The organism is Nostoc sp. (genome assembly GCF_036917635.1).
Classification (GTDB): Bacteria; Cyanobacteriota; Cyanobacteriia; order Cyanobacteriales; family Nostocaceae; genus Nostoc.
Map to the genome: position 1 here is coordinate 48532 of NZ_JBALCW010000077.1, position 18496 is coordinate 67027.

15 protein-coding genes are annotated in these 18496 nt (G+C 40.3%); 11 read left to right on the top strand and 4 right to left on the bottom strand.

The window, feature by feature from the left end:
- The first annotated feature begins 1 nt into the window (after position 1).
- From V7K32_RS18055 to V7K32_RS18070, 4 genes are all read left to right on the top strand, one after another.
- The gene (locus V7K32_RS18055) at positions 2 to 421 is read left to right on the top strand and encodes a hypothetical protein (RefSeq protein ID WP_334995191.1); all 420 of its coding nucleotides are present in this window, start codon (positions 2 to 4) and stop codon (positions 419 to 421) included.
- A 262-nt stretch (positions 422 to 683) separates the two neighbouring features.
- Positions 684 to 1346: a MotA/TolQ/ExbB proton channel family protein gene (locus tag V7K32_RS18060; RefSeq protein ID WP_334995192.1), complete on the top strand. Its 663-nt coding sequence runs from the start codon at positions 684 to 686 to the stop codon at positions 1344 to 1346.
- 149 nt (positions 1347 to 1495) lie between these two features.
- Positions 1496 to 1702 (top strand): glycogen debranching protein, encoded by a 207-nt coding sequence (locus tag V7K32_RS18065; protein ID WP_334876923.1) that lies wholly within the window; start codon positions 1496 to 1498, stop codon positions 1700 to 1702.
- Between the two features lie 308 nt (positions 1703 to 2010).
- Positions 2011 to 2568 (top strand): methylmalonic aciduria and homocystinuria type D protein, encoded by a 558-nt coding sequence (locus V7K32_RS18070; RefSeq protein WP_334995193.1) that lies wholly within the window; start codon positions 2011 to 2013, stop codon positions 2566 to 2568.
- A 182-nt stretch (positions 2569 to 2750) separates the two neighbouring features.
- Here the strand turns inward: V7K32_RS18070 and V7K32_RS18075 are convergent, their stop codons facing one another.
- Both V7K32_RS18075 and V7K32_RS18080 read right to left on the bottom strand, forming a co-directional pair.
- Entirely contained in the window at positions 2751 to 3404 is a 654-nt protein-coding gene (locus V7K32_RS18075; RefSeq protein WP_334995194.1) for a DUF1361 domain-containing protein, read from the bottom strand.
- A 507-nt stretch (positions 3405 to 3911) separates the two neighbouring features.
- The gene (locus V7K32_RS18080; protein ID WP_334995195.1) at positions 3912 to 4388 is read right to left on the bottom strand and encodes a hypothetical protein; all 477 of its coding nucleotides are present in this window, start codon (positions 4386 to 4388) and stop codon (positions 3912 to 3914) included.
- Between the two features lie 1251 nt (positions 4389 to 5639).
- On the opposite strand from V7K32_RS18080, the gene V7K32_RS18085 reads away from it, so the two are divergent.
- From V7K32_RS18085 to V7K32_RS18100, 4 genes are all read left to right on the top strand, one after another.
- Positions 5640 to 6878 carry a glycosyltransferase family 2 protein gene (locus V7K32_RS18085; protein WP_334995196.1) on the top strand — a complete coding sequence of 413 codons (1239 nt, stop codon included), beginning with the start codon at positions 5640 to 5642 and terminating at the stop codon, positions 6876 to 6878.
- 101 nt (positions 6879 to 6979) lie between these two features.
- On the top strand, positions 6980 to 8824 hold the full coding sequence (locus tag V7K32_RS18090; protein ID WP_334995197.1) for a glycosyltransferase family 39 protein: 1845 nt from the start codon (positions 6980 to 6982) through the stop codon (positions 8822 to 8824).
- A gap of 415 nt (positions 8825 to 9239) precedes the next feature.
- Positions 9240 to 9917 (top strand): response regulator transcription factor, encoded by a 678-nt coding sequence (locus V7K32_RS18095; protein WP_334995198.1) that lies wholly within the window; start codon positions 9240 to 9242, stop codon positions 9915 to 9917.
- A 52-nt stretch (positions 9918 to 9969) separates the two neighbouring features.
- Positions 9970 to 11214 (top strand): sensor histidine kinase, encoded by a 1245-nt coding sequence (locus V7K32_RS18100; protein ID WP_334995199.1) that lies wholly within the window; start codon positions 9970 to 9972, stop codon positions 11212 to 11214.
- A 1-nt stretch (position 11215) separates the two neighbouring features.
- Here the strand turns inward: V7K32_RS18100 and V7K32_RS18105 are convergent, their stop codons facing one another.
- Positions 11216 to 11500 carry a peptidase gene (locus V7K32_RS18105; protein WP_334995200.1) on the bottom strand — a complete coding sequence of 95 codons (285 nt, stop codon included), beginning with the start codon at positions 11498 to 11500 and terminating at the stop codon, positions 11216 to 11218.
- A 779-nt stretch (positions 11501 to 12279) separates the two neighbouring features.
- On the opposite strand from V7K32_RS18105, the gene V7K32_RS18110 reads away from it, so the two are divergent.
- From V7K32_RS18110 to V7K32_RS18120, 3 genes are all read left to right on the top strand, one after another.
- Positions 12280 to 12774, top strand: a complete 495-nt coding sequence (locus V7K32_RS18110) for a DUF4363 domain-containing protein (RefSeq protein WP_334995201.1) — start codon at positions 12280 to 12282, stop codon at positions 12772 to 12774.
- A gap of 193 nt (positions 12775 to 12967) precedes the next feature.
- On the top strand, positions 12968 to 14668 hold the full coding sequence (locus V7K32_RS18115) for an iron uptake porin (protein ID WP_334995202.1): 1701 nt from the start codon (positions 12968 to 12970) through the stop codon (positions 14666 to 14668).
- Between the two features lie 258 nt (positions 14669 to 14926).
- Positions 14927 to 17455 carry a mannose-1-phosphate guanyltransferase gene (locus V7K32_RS18120; protein ID WP_334995203.1) on the top strand — a complete coding sequence of 843 codons (2529 nt, stop codon included), beginning with the start codon at positions 14927 to 14929 and terminating at the stop codon, positions 17453 to 17455.
- Between the two features lie 83 nt (positions 17456 to 17538).
- On the opposite strand, the gene V7K32_RS18125 is transcribed toward V7K32_RS18120, so the two are convergent.
- Positions 17539 to 17850, bottom strand: coding sequence for a hypothetical protein (locus tag V7K32_RS18125; protein ID WP_334995204.1), 312 nt, complete (start codon positions 17848 to 17850; stop codon positions 17539 to 17541).
- Between the last annotated feature and the right edge of the window lie 646 nt (positions 17851 to 18496).

Here is an 18496-nt window from a genome sequence, read left to right on the forward strand (position 1 = left end):
TATGTTATTAAAAGAAAAAGCTATTAGTCTGTTAGAGGCACGACAACTAAAACCTGATAAGCGAACAATAGGAGGTAGATCAGACCTGGTAGTAAAATTAAGTGATAATTATACTTTCACTGTCCGAGAGCATAAAATTAAGCCCGAATGCCTATACGCTAATCTTAAAAATGGAGATGTGTTGACAGAATGGGTTGAACTGGATGAAGTGTCTTTACCTCTTGCTATTGATTACGTATACAGTTTTGCTAAACCAAGTATAAAATCCAGTCTGCTGAGTAAACCTACTTTATTTTTAGGGGCAAGTATTATTTGTTTTTTTGTTTTAGCAAGTATGTCTGCTTATCTGCTTGCGAATTATCTGATCGCGAAAAAGACGAGTACCTGTAATTATCAACAATCTACTTCATCATTAAAATAACTATTTCTTTAGATGTCGTTAATCACTATGAGATGTTCAAGATAAAGTTATACTGGTATATTTAAGAACTCGTATTCAGGATTATTTTGGGAAAATGATCAGCTAATCGGCATTTAACTTGCATCATCAGGGCGCTCATGTTGCCCACCCCACAAGACATTGATAAAATTTTGATATGCAAATTAGATGTGTTTTAGCTTATCAGCTTCGCCAAAACAACAATCTGTTAACCTAGCGTTGGTGGTGAGTAAAAAAAGAGTCGATGGAAATTAATAATATATTTACAGCAGGTGGCTTGGTTATGTGGCCTCTGCTAGCGTTCTCTTTATTAGGGGTGGCGCTGATTATCGAACGGATCATCTTTTGGGTAAGGATAAGTAATCGGCAAAACAACGTGGTGCGAGAGGTGCTACAGCTTTATCGTCTTGATAATGTAGTTAGTGCTTTAGATAAATTGCAGAAAAATGCTGATTTACCCATTGCTCGGATTTTTTTAGCAGCTTTAGAATTAGAGGAGGCGACACCAGAAGAATTTCGTTTGGCATTAGAAAGTGAAGCACAAGGCGAAATTCCCTTACTCAAGCGATCGCAAAATATTTTTGAGACAATTATTGGTCTTGCGCCCCTGTTGGGACTTCTTGGCACCGTTTTAGGATTAATTAAATCCTTTGCCTCTCTAAATTTCGGAGATGTGGGAGGTGCTAAAACAACAGGTGTAACATCGGGAATTAGTGAAGCTTTAGTATGCACCGCATCAGGCTTAGTAGTGGCAATCTTTACACTTTTATTTGCCAACACCTTCCGGGGACTCTACCAGCGCCAGATTGCCTGGATTCAAGAATATGGTGGACAGTTAGAATTACTCTACCGCCGCCGCTACGAAAGAGGAGATAACAATTTAAAATTCAAAATAAATCCAAAATAGTTAGACTGAGACATTAGGCGATCGCTCAGTCTAACCGCGCCTATGCCAAAGTCGAAAATCGCCAATTCAAAATCTAAAATTGATTGCCTCTAATAGTATTCTAAAATGAAGAATAGCTTTTTTCGCTACAGTTTTCGAGGAAATATTCCATGACTATTTGGGTAAATGAGCAAATTGATCCGTCTGGAATGATTCATGCCTGTATTGCCACTTGTAATGAATCTCAAGCCAAAGATTGTCATGATTCATTTGAGAATAATTTGACCGAGACGCAAAAGACAGCAGGTTGGGTAGCGCGATTGCGGACAGTGGATTCTTGGGATGATGTGCCGGTGAATTCTTTAAAGCTCAATTAATTGGGTGAGATGGAGTTCATTTTTTGGGGTTTTAATCGAACAGATTTCAGCAGCGTAGGCGTAGCCCGCCATAGACATCGCTTATCTACCAGATGCTGCACCTATGCCAATGCCGAGTGCGATCGCAACAAATCCCATGAGAACAGGTTAATAAAGCATAAAATTCGGATTAAAATTATCCAATTATTAGCAACTGCTGCCAAAAAAAGTGACATATTATAGTAAATTGATGATTTTTCTGAACTTTTAAGAGCTATCATCTATACCGGAGATTAAATTAAAAAACTTGCAAAAACCGAATCAATTTAGTGAACTATCCCAAGGTTTACACTTCGGAGCAAGCCTGTCCCATTAATTTAGTTGGTGAAACGGGACAAGCGGTTCAAATTTCAATTCATCCTCCCAGTCCATATATCTGTGCCAACTGCGAACGGATATTACCAGATTGGAAACGGCAACCAATTTTGCGAGTAGTGATTGTTTTACAGCAATCGCGTTATCAATTAGTCGAAAAGACAATAGAAGTAGAGACAGAGAAAGAACGCTTGCGAGAAAGATTTATGAGATTTGGCTGCGATTTGGCATTTAATCTGCGCGATCGCGGCTATTTAACAGACCTGATCGACCCTCGTACAGGCTATCCTTTATTGTCTCACCCTGGAGCAATCCCCCACGATGACACAGCAGTTGTCAAAGCTTTGCTCAACTATCCAGTCATTAAAAATAAATGCCGTGTGTTAATTCATCCCGATTGGGGTGCAGCAGTTTATCCTAGCATCTTGATATCAGAAGCTCCCCCAATTGCGATCGAATGGGTTACAAAAGGCATAGCATCCATGCATGGGTGGAAAGAAATTGATTATTAGTCATTAGTCATTAGTTAGCAAAGCCAATATTTGAGAGTGGCTGAGTTAAAATCCAACCGTTTGCTTCTAAATTTATTTCACCTCAAGGATGGTTTAGTTACATCTTTCTTTTAATAGGCAATATTCATCAAGCGTATTACTAATTAAAACCCCAAATTTAAAAACCAAAATCGCCACGTTCATCAAATGTTTGGCGTATTAGAGTTTGCAGGTCCTGATATCCCTATTTTGCTATTTGGTCGGCTAAGAGCTAAACTTACTCGTTTCATAATCCAGTACAAACCGGCAAGTACCACAAAGGTGATAGCAACAATCACCAGGGGCTGTTTCCCAAGAATTTCTTCTACTCCTTTGGTTAGTACGGCATCGGGTTGAGTAATAAAATCCCAACTGTTGAAACGCAAAAATCGCCCCCAATAAACACCAACAGCACAGAAAAAATGGGTAATCAACTCAACGCGCCAAATCCATTGGCTTTTGCCGATCCGATGTAAGTAGTAACCCCAATTAATTAACGATATTACATAAGCTTCAAATCCACCGATAATTACTAACAAATACAAAGGAATGAGTACCAAAGTAATCATCCAAACTGATTGAATCGTGCGGATATCATCTATCAGGTGAATTACATCAGTCAACAAATATGGTGCATTCGGTAAAAAAGCATAGAAAACTAAGAATCCTAGCCACCAAAGCCAAGAGCCACCACGCCTAAAGCGAAATAGCCACACACTCAAAGCTAAAGGTATAAAAGCCAGAAATAAATTCCAAGTCATCCAACTCATATTAATTCGCAATACCTGCACAACTCTGGCTATAAATTCTTCTTTCATAGGTGTTAACTTAGCAGACGTTTGATTAATTTAGATTCACTCTGTAGTGTTATTGTTAATCTCAGTGATTGACTGATAAAATTTTTATCCCCTAAGAAATTTATTTACTCCAAGACCAGACAAGGCTTTTGTGTCACTTAAAAGGAAATGCACATTTATATGTCTAATATATGTCTGAAATTTAGAGTTTTTATGTCTTTCATACTGCGGGATGAAATTTATCAATCAGCTGAAATCACTAGTATAGCCAGAAAATCATCAGGGTAAAATCTACCACACAAAGAAAGTCTGAGCGGCAAAAACGCTGCCCAATACCTTCCTATAGACTTTCTTTATGGAAAAGTTGCCCCTGTCCTAACTATTATATTGATTTAATTTTGACCTGCTAGAATTCCAGAAGCATCTTAAAAAGGTACGAGCGTCACCCGTTGGGTGAGGACTTTAGTCCTTAAATGAGGGCTGGAGCCGCTCACTACGATATCATCTGCCCATCCCCCATCAGATAGATTATTCAGACTGGCTACAGTATTTATTCATCTGATTGACTAATGTATCCGACTGCTTGCCAAGTGTTGTAGCTGTTGTCAGTGCTGAGTCAATTTCGGCTCTCGCTTTTTGGATTTTTTCTCTACCAGATGCTGAAGCACCTGCTGTTTTGGTCGCACCAAGCGCCCTAGCTGCAACGGCTACCGCTTGACTAAGATTTTGAAATATATTCACAAAACCGCTTTGAAATTCTTTCAGCTTGGGATCTTTTAAATTCAGTTCCTTAAGCGATTTAGTCACAAATTCTAAATCTTTGGATAGCTGTATGCTGGTGATCACTTGCGTTCCTTTATTTTTATCAATCAGAGAAGTTCCGGCATTCACAACTCGAATCAGTCGCTGGCATTGGGAAGCTCTATTTTCGCTGCAACTACTAATGAATAAAGCAATGCTTAGGCTAACAGAAGCAAGAACAGTATATTTATGTGAAACAGACATTAACACCCCAACAACAATAAAACCGAGAATATAGTATCCAATATTACGAAAAAATAAGGCAAATAAGATAGGGGGCATTGAAAAGAGGCAGTTCTTGCTGGGGGCAGCTACGACTACACTTATACCAGCTGCAATGCCAGCCGCTAAAGGTAAGCGCCCTTTAGACTGATTTCCTAGTTTATTAATTTTTATATTAGGACTTACGCCTTGACAGAAAATACCAAATGTGGTGTCTGCATTTGAGGCATTAAACCTTGATTTTTCGACCCTTTTTAGGCGATGCCTACGGTGGGCTGCGCCTACGCTATTTATCAAAGCATAATTGGTCAAAGTCTGAAACGACGTATTTTCGTCAATTCACAAGATAATAAATTTGTATAATGCGTAAGTCTTATATATATCGTTAAATCTTGAAAAAGTCGAAAAAACTTGACTTTAATCAGGTAACATGCATTTAATTTGCATATTCTCAATCGCCAAAAGACTGGCTAGGATTGGCTTTTTTCTCTACGAGACGCTACGCGAACATTTTGAATTGCTTTGCTGTTCTTACGGTTGAGATATAATTATCACAGCAGTTTTGATTTATTTAAACCACATCTGTCGTCGGAAACATTGCAGCGCCCAAAAGCGCGAGTTTATTTACTAAATTGCCTTGATATTTATCTGGAATCAAGAAGAATTCCGAAGTCAGAGTTGAGGATTCAGAATGCAACTAGCTCTTGATTTGGATTTACCACTTTCTTGTTTACCACCAATTTTCAGATTTTGTGAACCAGTACTTAGTAAGTAAGTGCAAACAATTAGAAGCTTGTGTAGTTAGCCTAACCCACCGAAAATTTTAAATGGTGGGTTACGGAGACTGTAAGCCACCCTATAGCTACTATTTATGACGAATGATTTCGGATTGGTACATTCTACCTATTAATACTAAAAACTCTTCAAATAGTCTAGATAAACTGTATATTTGCTGAGTTACATAACTTAATGCTACAATATTTATTGTTGTATAAAAAACATCTAATTTTAGATAAATTTACCATAAAATTAAGCAGTTAAATGTAAAGTTTAGATTAAGTTTGGTAAAATATTTTGAATTGACGCGCGGAAATTATTAAAGTTTTCAAAATAGCTAACTGTAATAAAAGTATTCATCAAATTTTGACTAACCCGGTTCAGTCAATCAAGCCAGCAGATGTTCGGCTTTGTTTCTCTCGGTTTTTACACATCCTCCTTCTGTAATGTGAAATTATGAAGACAAACCCATCCAACTCGCTGTTAACAGTACCAACTGGCCCACTAAAGATTTCCGAGTTGCCCCCTAACGGTGTGGGTCTAAGTGGTGAATTTATCCATCTTTCCCTAGTAATTCCTACTTATAAAGAACGTGACAACATCAAGAATGTAGTCAACATATTGAGTCAGTTACTGGATGAATCTATTCCAGGAAACTATGAATTGATTGTAGTAGACGATGATAGCCCAGACCTAACTTGGGAGATCGCCCAATCCTTGACGACAGAATACCCGCAGTTGCGGGTGATGCGACGCCAGCAGGAGCGGGGGCTATCAAGTGCGGTGATTCGTGGGTGGCAAGTAGCTAACGGGAGTGTGTTGGGGGTGATTGATGGAGATTTGCAGCATCCACCAGAGGTACTGACGCAACTGTTGCTTAGTGTTGATCAGGGAGCAGATTTGGCAGTAGCCAGTCGCCATGTGGACGGAGGCGGCGTCAGTAGCTGGAGTGTTGTTAGGCGGATCTTGTCTCGTGGCGCTCAGTTGTTGGGATTAGTGATCTTACCGGGGGTACTGGGCAGAGTTTCTGACCCCATGAGTGGTTATTTTATGGTGCGGCGGAGTGCGATCGCAAATGCAACACTCAATCCAGTTGGATACAAAATTCTCCTAGAAGTAATCGGGCGGGGAAAGGTAGGCCAAGTTGCTGAAGTTGGGTATGTGTTCTGTGAACGCAAAGAGGGTGAGAGTAAGGTGACATGGAAGCAATATGTAGATTACATCCACCACTTAGTACGGTTGCGGCTCTCCACAGGAAGGGTAGGACGATTGAGTAGAAAAGTCAATTTCCCAGTTGGTCGATTCGTCCGCTTTGGGTTGGTTGGCTTGAGTGGGGTATTTGTGGATTTAACGGTGTTTTACTTGCTGCGTACTGTGATTCATTTAGGTTTAACTCGCAGTACGATTCTCTCGGCCGCAGTGGCAATCATAAATAATTTCCTATGGAATGATTTATGGACTTTTGGTGATATTTCTCAAAGACAACGCGATCCGCATCAACGTTTCAAGCGATTCTTGAAGTTCAGTGCGATCTGTTTGGCAGGAGTTATATTACAAGTTCTAATAATTAACTTTCTCTATAATGTCTTGGGTATAAATCAGTTTTTAGCTAAGTTGATAGCGATCGCAGTTGCTACCGTCTGGAATTTCTGGATTAACTTGAAACTTAGCTGGCGGGTCACTGATGTGAAATAATCACAACCAGGGATTTGAGATTTTGATTTTTGTTCTTAGACTTTAGAACGAACTAAAATCTAAAACGTCAAATCTACAGTCCATTTGTGTGAGGCCCGGCAATGAGAGCTTTTTTCCAAGGTGCATTTGATTTTTACAGAAAAATTATCTCGTTGCTACGAGTCTATGCTCCCCGTTTTCTGCCGATAGTCGATGCAAGTTCTAACTCACAACGCAAACATTGGCATAATTGGCAGATTCGGCTTCCTCCTTTCTGGCTTCACACCTTGCTGAACTTAATCTGGTTAATCATCGGCATCAGCTTGCGCCTAACCAACTTGACTGCAAAGCCTCCTTGGACTGATGAGTTTTCCACCTTGGTGTTTAGCTTAGGGAATACTTTTTTATCAGTTCCCCTAGATCAAGCGATCGCGCCTGATATCCTATTGCAACCACTGCAACCAAACCCCGCCGCTAGTATTGGTGATGTGGTTCATAACTTAGTTACACAAGATAATCATCCACCATTATATTTTGTGCTGGCTTACCTGTGGATGAAATTATTCCCCAGCGACGGAGGATTAGTATCGCTGTTTGCCGCGCGATCGCTACCAGCTATATTCGGTGCTGCCTCCATACCCTGTGTTTACATATTAAGTAAAGTAGCATTTCGTTCGCCATTAGTGGGACACTTGACTGCTGCCATGATGGCAGTATCACCCTACGGCGTATTTTTAGCACAAGAAGCGCGTCATTACAGTTTGGCAGTCTTATGGGTAATTGGTTCCCTCACCTGCTTAGTAATTGCCACACGTCATATTCAAAACCGCATACCTTTACCTATCTGGGTAGCACTTTTATGGGTAGGAATTAATGCTTTAGGTTTTGCTACTCATTATTTCTTTAGCCTCACCCTCTGCACAGAAGCCGTAATTTTGATTTTCCTTGCTTGGCTTCAATTGCAAACTAGCAGCAAATTTTCTCTTTTCTTCTCTTCTGGCTGGCGGCGCATCTATGCCGTTGCTATAGGTACTTTGGTGGCGGGTTTAATTTGGATACCAATCTTATTAGAGAATAAAAATCGTGATAATTTGACCGAGTGGATTCGAGGTTCCCGCGTTGGACTAGATTGGTTAAGCCCAATTTTTCAAGCTTTAGGAACATTGATTGCGATGATTTCCCTGTTACCAGTTGAATCTTCACAGCTATTGGTTGTGATTCCTTCTGGAATAGTGATGCTGACTTTCTTTATTTGGGCAGTACCAATTTTGCTGCGTGGGATCAAGATTCAACTACAGCACCCAGAAAACCGGATTATGATTCAGGTGTTTGCTGGAGTAGTGAGCAGTGCGATCGCTTTATTCTTTATCTTTACCTACTTTTTGGGTATTGACCTGACCAGAGGTGCTAGATATAACTTTGTTTACTTTCCTGCGATCGTTGTTTTACTTGCGGCAAGTCTCGCAGTTTGTTGGCATCCCCCCAAGGAGATAAAAAGCTTAGGTAAATGGGGAATAAACGGTAAAAAAGCCGTGATGTTAATTTGGCTAATGGGATTTTTCAGTGCAGTTACAGTAATCTGCAATCTTGGCTATCAAAAATATTATCGCCCTGACCTATTTGTGCAACTAATTCAACAAACATCCCCAACACCAGTACTGATTGCCACCGCTCACAAAACTTATGTACACATTGGGGAAATGATGGGAGTCGCTAGGGAGATTAAACTTGCCAATTCACTCCAAAAACCTCTGTTTCTCCTTGCTCATCAAGACAAAGACCCGAATACTTCCACCATTGCTCTGGAAAATACTTTAAATAAATTACCACGACCTTTTGACTTGTGGCTGGTAAACTTTCACGCACCCGTACCAGAAGCCGTCAAAACATGCGTTAAGTCTGATACTCAATCAATGCCAAGGGTGAACGGCTACGAATATAAACTTTATCATTGTCAGCAGAGTTAACAAGCTGGGGAGTGTTGAGCCTGAACAATTCAAAAGTCTCTCTCCTAGAAGGCTACTGCGTACACACAAGTCGGAAAAACTTCATCCACCAAAGATTCGCGGTGAAGCAGCGCTGCGGGAGGGTTTCCCTCCGCAGGCGACTGCTGAACCCGTTCGCGTAGCGTCTCCGATAGGAGAAGGGTGCGTTACGCTGGCATGACAAAGCTAAATTGTTATTTCGGCGAACTCATCTTAAAATTTTCTCAATATCTTGTGGGGTGCGCATCTTGCCCGCCCTGATTATGGAACTTGAATGCCGATTAGCTTATAGGCAGACAGTAATATTGAGAAAGCACGTTAAGAAAGTACGCGACACTATCCCTCTTTTATCAGTTTTGAAAAACAATAATCTTGGTGCTAACAGGACAAAACTGTTATGAAAATTCTTTTAGTTGAAGATGAATATCGGATTGCAAAAGCACTTGCAGAAGTACTAATTGACCAAAATTATCTTGTTGATATTGCTAGCGATGGTCAAGTAGGATGGGAGTTTACTAAAGCCTTTCCTTATGACTTAATAGTGTTAGATTTGATGTTACCAAAGTTGGATGGTATAACATTGTGTAGACAACTACGGCAAGAGGGCTACTCTATACCTATTCTGTTGCTAACGGCAAAAGACACTAGCACTGACATTGTAATCGGGTTAGACGCGGGAGCGGATGATTATGTTGTAAAACCGTTTGATTTACAAGAACTAATGGCTCGGATTCGCGCTTTATTAAGGCGGGGAATTACTATTTTACCCCCTGTGTTTGAGTGGGAAAAGTTGCGTTTAGATCCAAGTAATTATGAAGTGACATACAATGAACAACCAGTACATCTGACTCCTAAAGAATATAGAATTTTAGAATTGTTTTTACGTCACAGTCATCAAGTGTTTAATCGCAACGAGATTCTGAAACATCTTTGGTCTTTTGAAGAGCCACCAGGAGAAGAAACAATAAAAGTTCACATTCGGAGTTTAAGACAAAAATTAAAATTTGCTGGAGCTAATAGTGATTTTATTGAGACAATATATGGTTTAGGATATCGACTAAAACAAACTTTTTAAATTGATGCTTCAGGCTTTAGGCAGGCGGCTTTTATTTTCATATTTAGGTGTAATGGTAACAATTTGGGGGACTTCTACCACAATTGTGTATCATTTTTTATCTTATAATCTTTATCAAAAGTTAGATAGTGAAATTATCACTTTAGCAAATGCAGCTTCTCACAACTTAATAGCAGCACCAGTAGACAAAAAAGCAATTAATACTAAAATTCCTCGAATTTTAGATAATGATGATGATGGAGATTTAGATATTCCTTGGCAAGATTTACGTGAAAATCATCAAGGAGTAGAATGGTTTGATGCTAATGGTCGGCTATTGGCTAAAGCGGGAACCACTATTTCTCGAATGTCTTTTACTGCTAATTTTGACATCAGCCAACACCATAAAATTCGCAGCATTACTATTCCTGTTTATCTGCATAGTTCAAGTGGAAGAAAAAAAAAGCTTCAAGGGTATGTGCGGGTAAGTGAATCTACAGAAGAATTAGAAGAAGAACTAGACAGAGTTTTATGGGGATTTGAGTTAGGAGGATTGATTGTAATAATTCTTAGCGGCTTAGGTGGTTGGTGGCTAACAAGACAATCTTTACAGCCAATTGAGCAAAGTATCCAGCAATTAAAACAGTTTACTGCCGATGCTTCCCACGAATTGCGTAGTCCTTTAACAATCATTAAAACTTCAGTTGAAGTTATCATGAATTATCCAGATAGAATTCATCCAGCTAATTTAAATAAATTGGAAGCAATATTATCTGCAAGTAATCAAATGACTCGATTAGTAGAAGATTTACTTTTATTAGCTCGAACTGATGCAGTAACTAGTACTCAAGTGATTGCATGGATGAGTATTCCTTTAGATGAACTATTAGAGGATTTGGTGGAGTTTTTGGAACCGGAAGCAGTATCTAAGGAAATTACTCTCAAGTCAGAAATATCAACCGAAGTTTTCATCACAGGTGAAGCTATTCAACTAAAGCGATTATTTTCTAATCTGTTGCAAAATGCGTTGCACTATACACCTAAAGGAGGAACTGTCATAGTTTCTCTGGTTAAACTTGAGCGGTTTGTAGCCATAAATGTTCAAGATACTGGTATTGGTATTCTTCCAGAACACATTCCGTTAATTTTTAATCGCTTTTGGAGGGCAGATCAAGCTAGAAACCAGCGAGAGGGAGGCTTAGGTTTAGGATTAGCTATTGCATTAGCGATCGCTAGAACTCATGGAGGAGATATTATCGTCACTAGTGAAGTCGGTGTTGGTAGCTGCTTTCAGGTACGTTTGCCATTAGCTTCTTAGTTTAATTATTAGGGTTTTGCCGAGTTTTTTTACCAAATAAACCAGACATATTTAATCCTGTCGCCAACAATCCCAAAAGTCCTAATCCATTCAAAATTGGGTAGATTCCTTCAAGATGAAAGATTTCGCCTGTATGGATACTTAAGAGGAAGCTAGCTGGAACTCCTATACTCACAGACCACTCGCGGACAACCGTTGTTAACATCCCAGTCAGCACAGTTAACATAAGTGGCACAGATAGGATGATGCCAAGGATACGATGATACTTACGAAATGAACGTTTCATGGTATTTCTCCGGTCAGTAGAAACTTTTTACAATGTAGGCTCAATATCACCTGAAATGCAAATGAGATGATAAAAATCGAGTCTTGTCAGACAAGACTCGAAGTCAGCAATTGGTGTGAGGAGTCTTGATAGACTCTGTTCTTAAGGTAAAGCATCACAAGTAAAAAACTCGGAAAGAGAAAATATTGGTTCTTTCCGAGTTTTTTACCTTGATAGCTTTACTATATTAAATGACAAAAATATTACCTAATATTTTTGTTCATACAATACCTTCGCCAATTTACGAGGGTGAGTTGATGACGCTTTCACTATTAACTCGCTGTTCTCTGAGGTTTGGCAAAAACAATAAGTTCTAAAAATTCCTTTAAGGTTTCCCACAAGGTTTTTTTTAACGTATTGAGCGCAGTATAAGGGTTTGAGATGACAAACTACCTTTTAAGCTAAACGCTTATGTATGGGTAATTTTGCCAGTTTTGCCAAAATTTTTCTAGGCTCTTATTTTGGCAAAGGTATTGTCATAGTCAGCGTAATATATGAACACTAGTACACGTCGGCGGAAATAAACCTACTATTTCATTACAGCCAGAAGACCCAAAATTAAAGCATGGGTGACTTTTGATTTCCGCTTTGCGGTACTAGTAGTCTGTCAATTTGATTTTGTTATTTGTTTGTACTATCCAAAACCTTGTAGAGACGCGAAATTTCGCGTCTCTACATCCGTCATTTTTATGTTGACAGACTACTAGTCTACACAAACGAGTTTTGATGAGGAGTTGAGAATGAATCGTTTTAATCCAGTACTGATAGTTGCTGCAATCAGCCTGATGACTTTGGTTGGATGCAATAAGGGTGAAGAACCTACTGCACAGACAACACCTGCTGGGAGTTCTATGTCTGATACAACAGCTACTCCCTCTGCGACAACCTCCCCTGATGCAACAGCCACTCCCGCTGCGACAACCTCCCCTGGTGCAGCAGCCACTCCCACTAAAACAACCGAATTTCAAGGTCTACAGGGTGTTGTAACCAATACTAAAGCCGCAGTTGAGGCGGGAGATTTTACTAAAGCTAAAGGGGAATTTGATAAATTTGAAGATTTCTGGTCAAAGGTTGAGGATGGAGTTAAAGCTAAATCTCCCACTACCTACAAAGAAATTGAAGATAAATCCGATGAGATCAAGGCAGGACTGAAAGCCTCTGCACCAAATAAACCGAAATTGTCAACAGCTTTAGGGGTTCTTAACAAGGATGTCACTAGTGTAGCCAAGCCTTAAGAGCTAAATACATAGACTGAGTATTTGTTGGCTAGTTTGCTAGTAGTACGTCAAGTTGAAATTGATGGATAAGCAAGTTTGTAGTAAGGACTAAAGTCCTTATTTTCTAAGCACTAAAGTGCTTACTACAAACCTTCAAAATTAACTTAGACATTGTACTAGTCCTGATTAATTTTTTGTGTGAGAAATAAAAATGTTAAAAGCAAAAGTTCTCTGGAGTTTTCTTCAGCAGGCTCCATTCATTGTGCTTGTTGCCTCAGTTGTTGGTTATGGTGGGCTGGCAATAGCATCTCCTGCAAATAATACTAAATCAAAACCTGAAAATAACCAAACAGAGCAATCTCTAGAGTCTCCGGCAACTGCTGATGCTGTAGCGCAAGTTACCTCTGTATCTCAATTATCAGATGTGCAGCCAACTGATTGGGCATTTCAAGCGCTGCAATCATTAGTAGAACGTTACGGCTGTATTGCTGGATATCCTAATAGTACATATCGCGGTAATCGAGCGATGACGCGATATGAATTTGCGGCGGGTTTGAATGCTTGTCTACAACGCATCAATGAACTTATTGCTACCTCAACTAATGATTTGGTTAAGAAACAAGATTTAGCCACATTACAAAAATTGGAGGAGCAATTTACCGCCGAACTAGCAACCCTGCGCGGTCGAGTTGATGCGCTGGAAACACGCAGTGCTGAACTGGAACAGCATCAGTTTTCTACCACAACCAAACTCAATGGTGAAGCTGTTTTTGCAGTAGCAGGGGTTGTGTCAGGAGATAATGCTAGAGGAGAAAAAATCAATCGCAATCCTATTTTAGGCGATCGCGTCCGCCTCAACTTTGATTCCAGCTTTACAGGCAAAGATTTACTCAGAACCCGACTCCAAGCCACAAATCTGAATGCCTTCTCTGGAAACTCTACATTTACACCACAAGGTGACTTCCGGTTTGCTAGTGGTACTTTTGCTAATGACAACAACAATGCTGTCGGGATAGATGCGCTATTGTATCAGTTCCCTCTTACTCAGAAAACAAATGTTGTCGTTGAAGCAAATGCCGGTGCAATCGATGATTTTACTAATACAGTTAACCCTTACTTAGATGGAGATGGTGGTAGCGGCGCTTTTACTCAGTTTGGGACTCGCAACCCTATTTACTATCTAGTCAATGGTACTGGTTTAGGAATTCAGCATCAGTTTAGCAAGAATCTAGAACTAAGTTTGGGGTATTTAGCTAACGATCCTGCTAATCCTCAAAATGGAAGTGGTTTATTGAACGGCGCTTATGGAGCCATAGCCCAGTTAACGGTCAAACCAACTGATAAATTCACCCTTGGTTTGACTTACGTTAATTCTTACAACAATGATTTTACTGCCAATGGTAGTACAGGTAGTAACCGTGCTAACCTGCGATCGGCTTTACTGAATAATCCCAATTTACCAGATGATTTAGCTGCATTTTCTGGTGCCGATTTGCCAGTATCCAGTAATGCTTATGGTGTAGAAGCATCATTACAACTGAGTGATAAATTTATGTTGGGTGGCTGGGCTGGCTACACTAAGACTCGGATCTTGGCAAGTAATGGCAGTGGAATTAATCGGGGAAGTCTGGATATCTGGAACTGGGCGGTTACTTTAGGATTCCCCGACCTTGGTAAAAAAGGGAACCTAGCGGGTATTGTGGTTGGCATGGAACCTTATGTGACAAGTTCAAGTGTCGCCCAAATTGGCAAAGACAAGAACAATTCCTATCATCTAGAAGCGTTCTACCAGTATCAGGTGAGCGACAATATTACCATTACCCCCGGGGTTATTTGGTTGACTTCGCCGGATAACAACAGCAATAACAATGATGCTGTTATTGGTGCGTTGAGAACTACTTTTACTTTCTAAAGGTAATACGGGACTTCCGCGACTCGTTAAAAAACAATCCCATTGTAGGGGCGGACAGATGTGCCGCCCCTACTCTGTATCATGAGTCTGTTTCGGTCAGATGTCCAATACCCCATGACCAATTCCCAATCCCCAATCTAGATGCATCTTGTGGAAGTTCCTCAAATATCGATATCCATAGGAGACTAGAGAAAGAAGAAGAAAATATCTCTGACACGTTTTCAAGCAGCGAAGGCTGTAATTAGTTAAGGAGGATTTATGCGTGCAGTACTGATGGCGGGGGGTTCGGGAACGCGGCTTCGCCCGTTAACTTGCGATCTGCCTAAACCGATGGTGCCGATCCTTAATCGACCAATAGCCGAACATATTATCAATCTCCTCAAACGACATCAAATTACAGAAGTTATTGCGACATTGCATTATTTACCTGATGTCTTGCGAGACTATTTTCTAGATGGCAGTGATTTTGGCGTTCAGATGACTTATGCTGTCGAAGAAGATCAGCCTCTGGGTACGGCAGGGTGTGTAAAAAACATTGCTGAACTTCTTGATGAAACCTTTTTAGTAATTAGCGGTGATAGCATAACAGATTTTGACCTCACGAGTGCGATCGCATTTCACAAACAAAATAAGTCGAAAGCTACTTTGATTTTGACCAGGGTTCCTAACCCGATTGAATTTGGGGTGGTGATTACCGATGAAGAAAGACGAATTCGCCGATTTTTAGAAAAACCCTCTAGTAGTGAAATTTTTTCCGATACCGTCAACACTGGTACTTACATTCTCGAACCAGAAGTTTTAGAATATCTGCCAGCAAACATTGAATGCGACTTTTCTAAAGACTTATTTCCTCTACTGTTAGCAAAAGATGTAGCCCTGTATGGTTACATAGCTCAAGGTTACTGGTGCGATGTTGGTCACTTAGATGCCTATCGGGAAGCTCAATATGACGCCTTAGATGGGAAAGTGCAATTAGATTATGCCTACAAACAAGTTTCTAATAAATTATGGGTAGGTCAAAATACTTACATCGACCAGACGGCTGTGATTGAAACCCCAGCAGTAATTGGTGATAATTGCCGCATCGGTGCAAGAGTCCACATTGAAGCAGGAACCGTAATTGGCGATAATGTCACCATTGGCGCTGATGCGAATCTCAAACGTCCCATAGTGTGGAATGGGGCATTTATTGGCGATGAAGCACATCTTTCTGCTTGTGTAATTTCCCGTGGCGCTCGTGTAGACCGCCGCGCTCAAGTATTAGAAGCTGCTGTTGTGGGTTCGCTTTCCACGGTGGGAGAAGAAGCCCAAATTAGCCCCGGCGTGCGCGTTTGGCCCAGTAAAAAGATTGAGTCAGGGGCAGTTTTAAACATTAACTTGATTTGGGGAAACACCGCCCAACGCAATTTATTCGGTCAACGTGGTGTCCAAGGATTAGCTAATATCGACATCACCCCAGAATTCGCTGTGAAATTGGGATCTGCTTACGGTTCTACCTTAAAACCTGGTTCTAAGGTAACGGTTTCCCGTGACCAGCGTAATATCTCTCGGATGGTGACGCGATCGCTCATTGCTGGTTTGATGTCAGTAGGTATTGATATTCAAAACCTTGATGCTACAGCTATCCCCATTGCCCGCACGGTTATACCCACAATGTCGGTAGCTGGTGGTATCCATGTGCGGGTACACCCCGATCGCCGTGACTACATTTTGATTGAATTCATGGATACCAAAGGCATTAATATCAGCAAAGCCTTGGAAAAGAAAATTGAAGGGGCTTACTTTAAGGAGGATATGCGGCGGGCGCTAATTCATGAAATTGGCGATGTATCTTATCCCAGCCAAGTTAATGACCTCTACTGCACTGCTTTTGAGAAACTTTTGCATGTTCATACACTCCGCAACAGCCGCGCAAAAGTGGTGATTGACTATGTTTATGCCGTATCGGGGGCAGTTTTACCCCAAATGTTGGATAAATTTGGTGCTGATGCAGTGGTGCTGAATGCCAGTGTCAATAAAACGGCGATGTCAGTAACTGACCGAGAAGGACTGCTGACTCAGTTAGGTCATGTAGTGGAGGCATTGAAAGCTAACTTTGGTGTGCAAGTCACGGCTAATGGAGAACAGCTAATTTTAGTTGATGAATCAGGCTACCCCATTCGTGGGGAAACTTTAACTGCACTGATGGTAGATATGATTCTGACCGCTAACCCCAGAGGAACGGTAGTTGTACCAGTTCATGCTTCCAGTGCTATTGAACAAGTCGCCCGCCGCCACGATGGTAGAGTAATTCGCACTAAAGCCAACCCTACAGCTTTAATGGAGGCTTGCCAGAAAAACCCAAATGTGGTATTAGGAGGTAGTGGAGATACTGGTTTTATTTTCCCGCAACTGCATCCGGGATTTGATTCTATGTTCTGCATTGCGAAGATAATTGAGATGTTGACTATACAGGAGCGATCGCTTGCTGCTGCTAGGTCAGAATTGCCCCGTGTAATTCACAAAACTTATACAATCCGCTGCCCGTGGACTGCCAAAGGTGCTTTGATGCGTTACTTGGTGGAAACTCATCCAGCCCAAAACCTAGAACTCATCGATGGAGTGAAAATTTGTCAACCCTACGATGACAGTTGGCTGTTAGTTTTACCAGATGCTAGCGAACCACTGGTGCATTTGTATGCAAATAGCAACGATCGCGAATGGGTAGATGAGACTGTAAGAAACTACCGCACCCGTGTGCAGTCGTTTGTGGAAAGACAACAAGAATATCAACCAGCTGAAGCATAACTTGTAATTCGTAATTCGTAATTGAATTCTTTAATTACGAACTACGAATTAGTAATTACGAATTATCTTAACCGGGTTCAAAATTATTCTTGAACATTCCGACATTCTGGTAAATTTTTCTTAGTGTATTTGCAATCAAAATAAATTAAAGCTTCCCCAGTAGAGGTGAATGCTCTACTTGTGTAGTATGGGTCACTGTTTGGACTTGCTTCAGATGACCAAATTTTCAAATAGTAATAACTATTATCATCGGTAGACCATAATTCATAACGGGAATTACCTCCTATCCCCTCACTAGTTAAATAGTCAGCTAGTACTTTATTTGATGCAGACAACAAGCTCAACACAGTCAAAACAGGAATTACAGCTACTTTTAATGTTGGGATGAATTTCATAAATGCACAAAAAATTTACTTTCTCTAGCTTATTTTACCGATGTATCTTTTGAAACTAGTAATAATTCTGAATATTGTTTGAGCATATCGTAAGCCACTGACAATAAATTGGGGGTGAAATGAACGCCCGCCTGCATTTTGGGTTTGTTTCCTGAAAGACTTTACAAAATTTTACTTAAATTAAATGATAAAAGCTTTCAATAAGTCTGGTAGGATATCTTTAGGCTTATTGAGAGAGATATGCATTAAATGAAGAATATATTTTAACAAGGCAAATAGGTATCCTGGCGATCGCAAAACTATATATCAGGTGAGAATGTGTCAAAAAAAATCCGTCTTGGCAACACTGAATCTGATGCTGAAAAAATTCGGGATCAGTTTGGTGGTGAGGTTAGTTTGTAGAGATTAGAGGCGCACATCTGTGCTGAAATTGATAATTTAGAAGTTATAGGTATTTATGTCTGATTCATTTGATGTTCTGTGGTTAAATGCTAGTCCTATTTTGAAGCGTTTTGATAAACCATTACTCGATTACTTATCTAGGTATATAACCCACATTCCGCACTTCATCCTGTAGTACACATACTGACAATAAAAGCTTCTATTTAATTTAAGTAGAAAGACTTAAATTACTTAATAACTAATA

Coding starts and splice junctions, on each gene's coding strand:
- V7K32_RS18055 (WP_334995191.1), top strand. CDS start 2: ATGTTATTAAAAGAAAAAGCTATTAGTCTGTTAGAGGCACGACAACTA.
- V7K32_RS18060 (WP_334995192.1), top strand. CDS start 684: ATGGAAATTAATAATATATTTACAGCAGGTGGCTTGGTTATGTGGCCT.
- V7K32_RS18065 (WP_334876923.1), top strand. CDS start 1,496: ATGACTATTTGGGTAAATGAGCAAATTGATCCGTCTGGAATGATTCAT.
- V7K32_RS18075 (WP_334995194.1), bottom strand. CDS start 3,404: ATGAAAGAAGAATTTATAGCCAGAGTTGTGCAGGTATTGCGAATTAAT.
- V7K32_RS18080 (WP_334995195.1), bottom strand. CDS start 4,388: ATGTCTGTTTCACATAAATATACTGTTCTTGCTTCTGTTAGCCTAAGC.
- V7K32_RS18085 (WP_334995196.1), top strand. CDS start 5,640: ATGAAGACAAACCCATCCAACTCGCTGTTAACAGTACCAACTGGCCCA.
- V7K32_RS18090 (WP_334995197.1), top strand. CDS start 6,980: ATGAGAGCTTTTTTCCAAGGTGCATTTGATTTTTACAGAAAAATTATC.
- V7K32_RS18095 (WP_334995198.1), top strand. CDS start 9,240: ATGAAAATTCTTTTAGTTGAAGATGAATATCGGATTGCAAAAGCACTT.
- V7K32_RS18100 (WP_334995199.1), top strand. CDS start 9,970: ATGGTAACAATTTGGGGGACTTCTACCACAATTGTGTATCATTTTTTA.
- V7K32_RS18105 (WP_334995200.1), bottom strand. CDS start 11,500: ATGAAACGTTCATTTCGTAAGTATCATCGTATCCTTGGCATCATCCTA.
- V7K32_RS18110 (WP_334995201.1), top strand. CDS start 12,280: ATGAATCGTTTTAATCCAGTACTGATAGTTGCTGCAATCAGCCTGATG.
- V7K32_RS18115 (WP_334995202.1), top strand. CDS start 12,968: ATGTTAAAAGCAAAAGTTCTCTGGAGTTTTCTTCAGCAGGCTCCATTC.
- V7K32_RS18120 (WP_334995203.1), top strand. CDS start 14,927: ATGCGTGCAGTACTGATGGCGGGGGGTTCGGGAACGCGGCTTCGCCCG.
- V7K32_RS18125 (WP_334995204.1), bottom strand. CDS start 17,850: ATGAAATTCATCCCAACATTAAAAGTAGCTGTAATTCCTGTTTTGACT.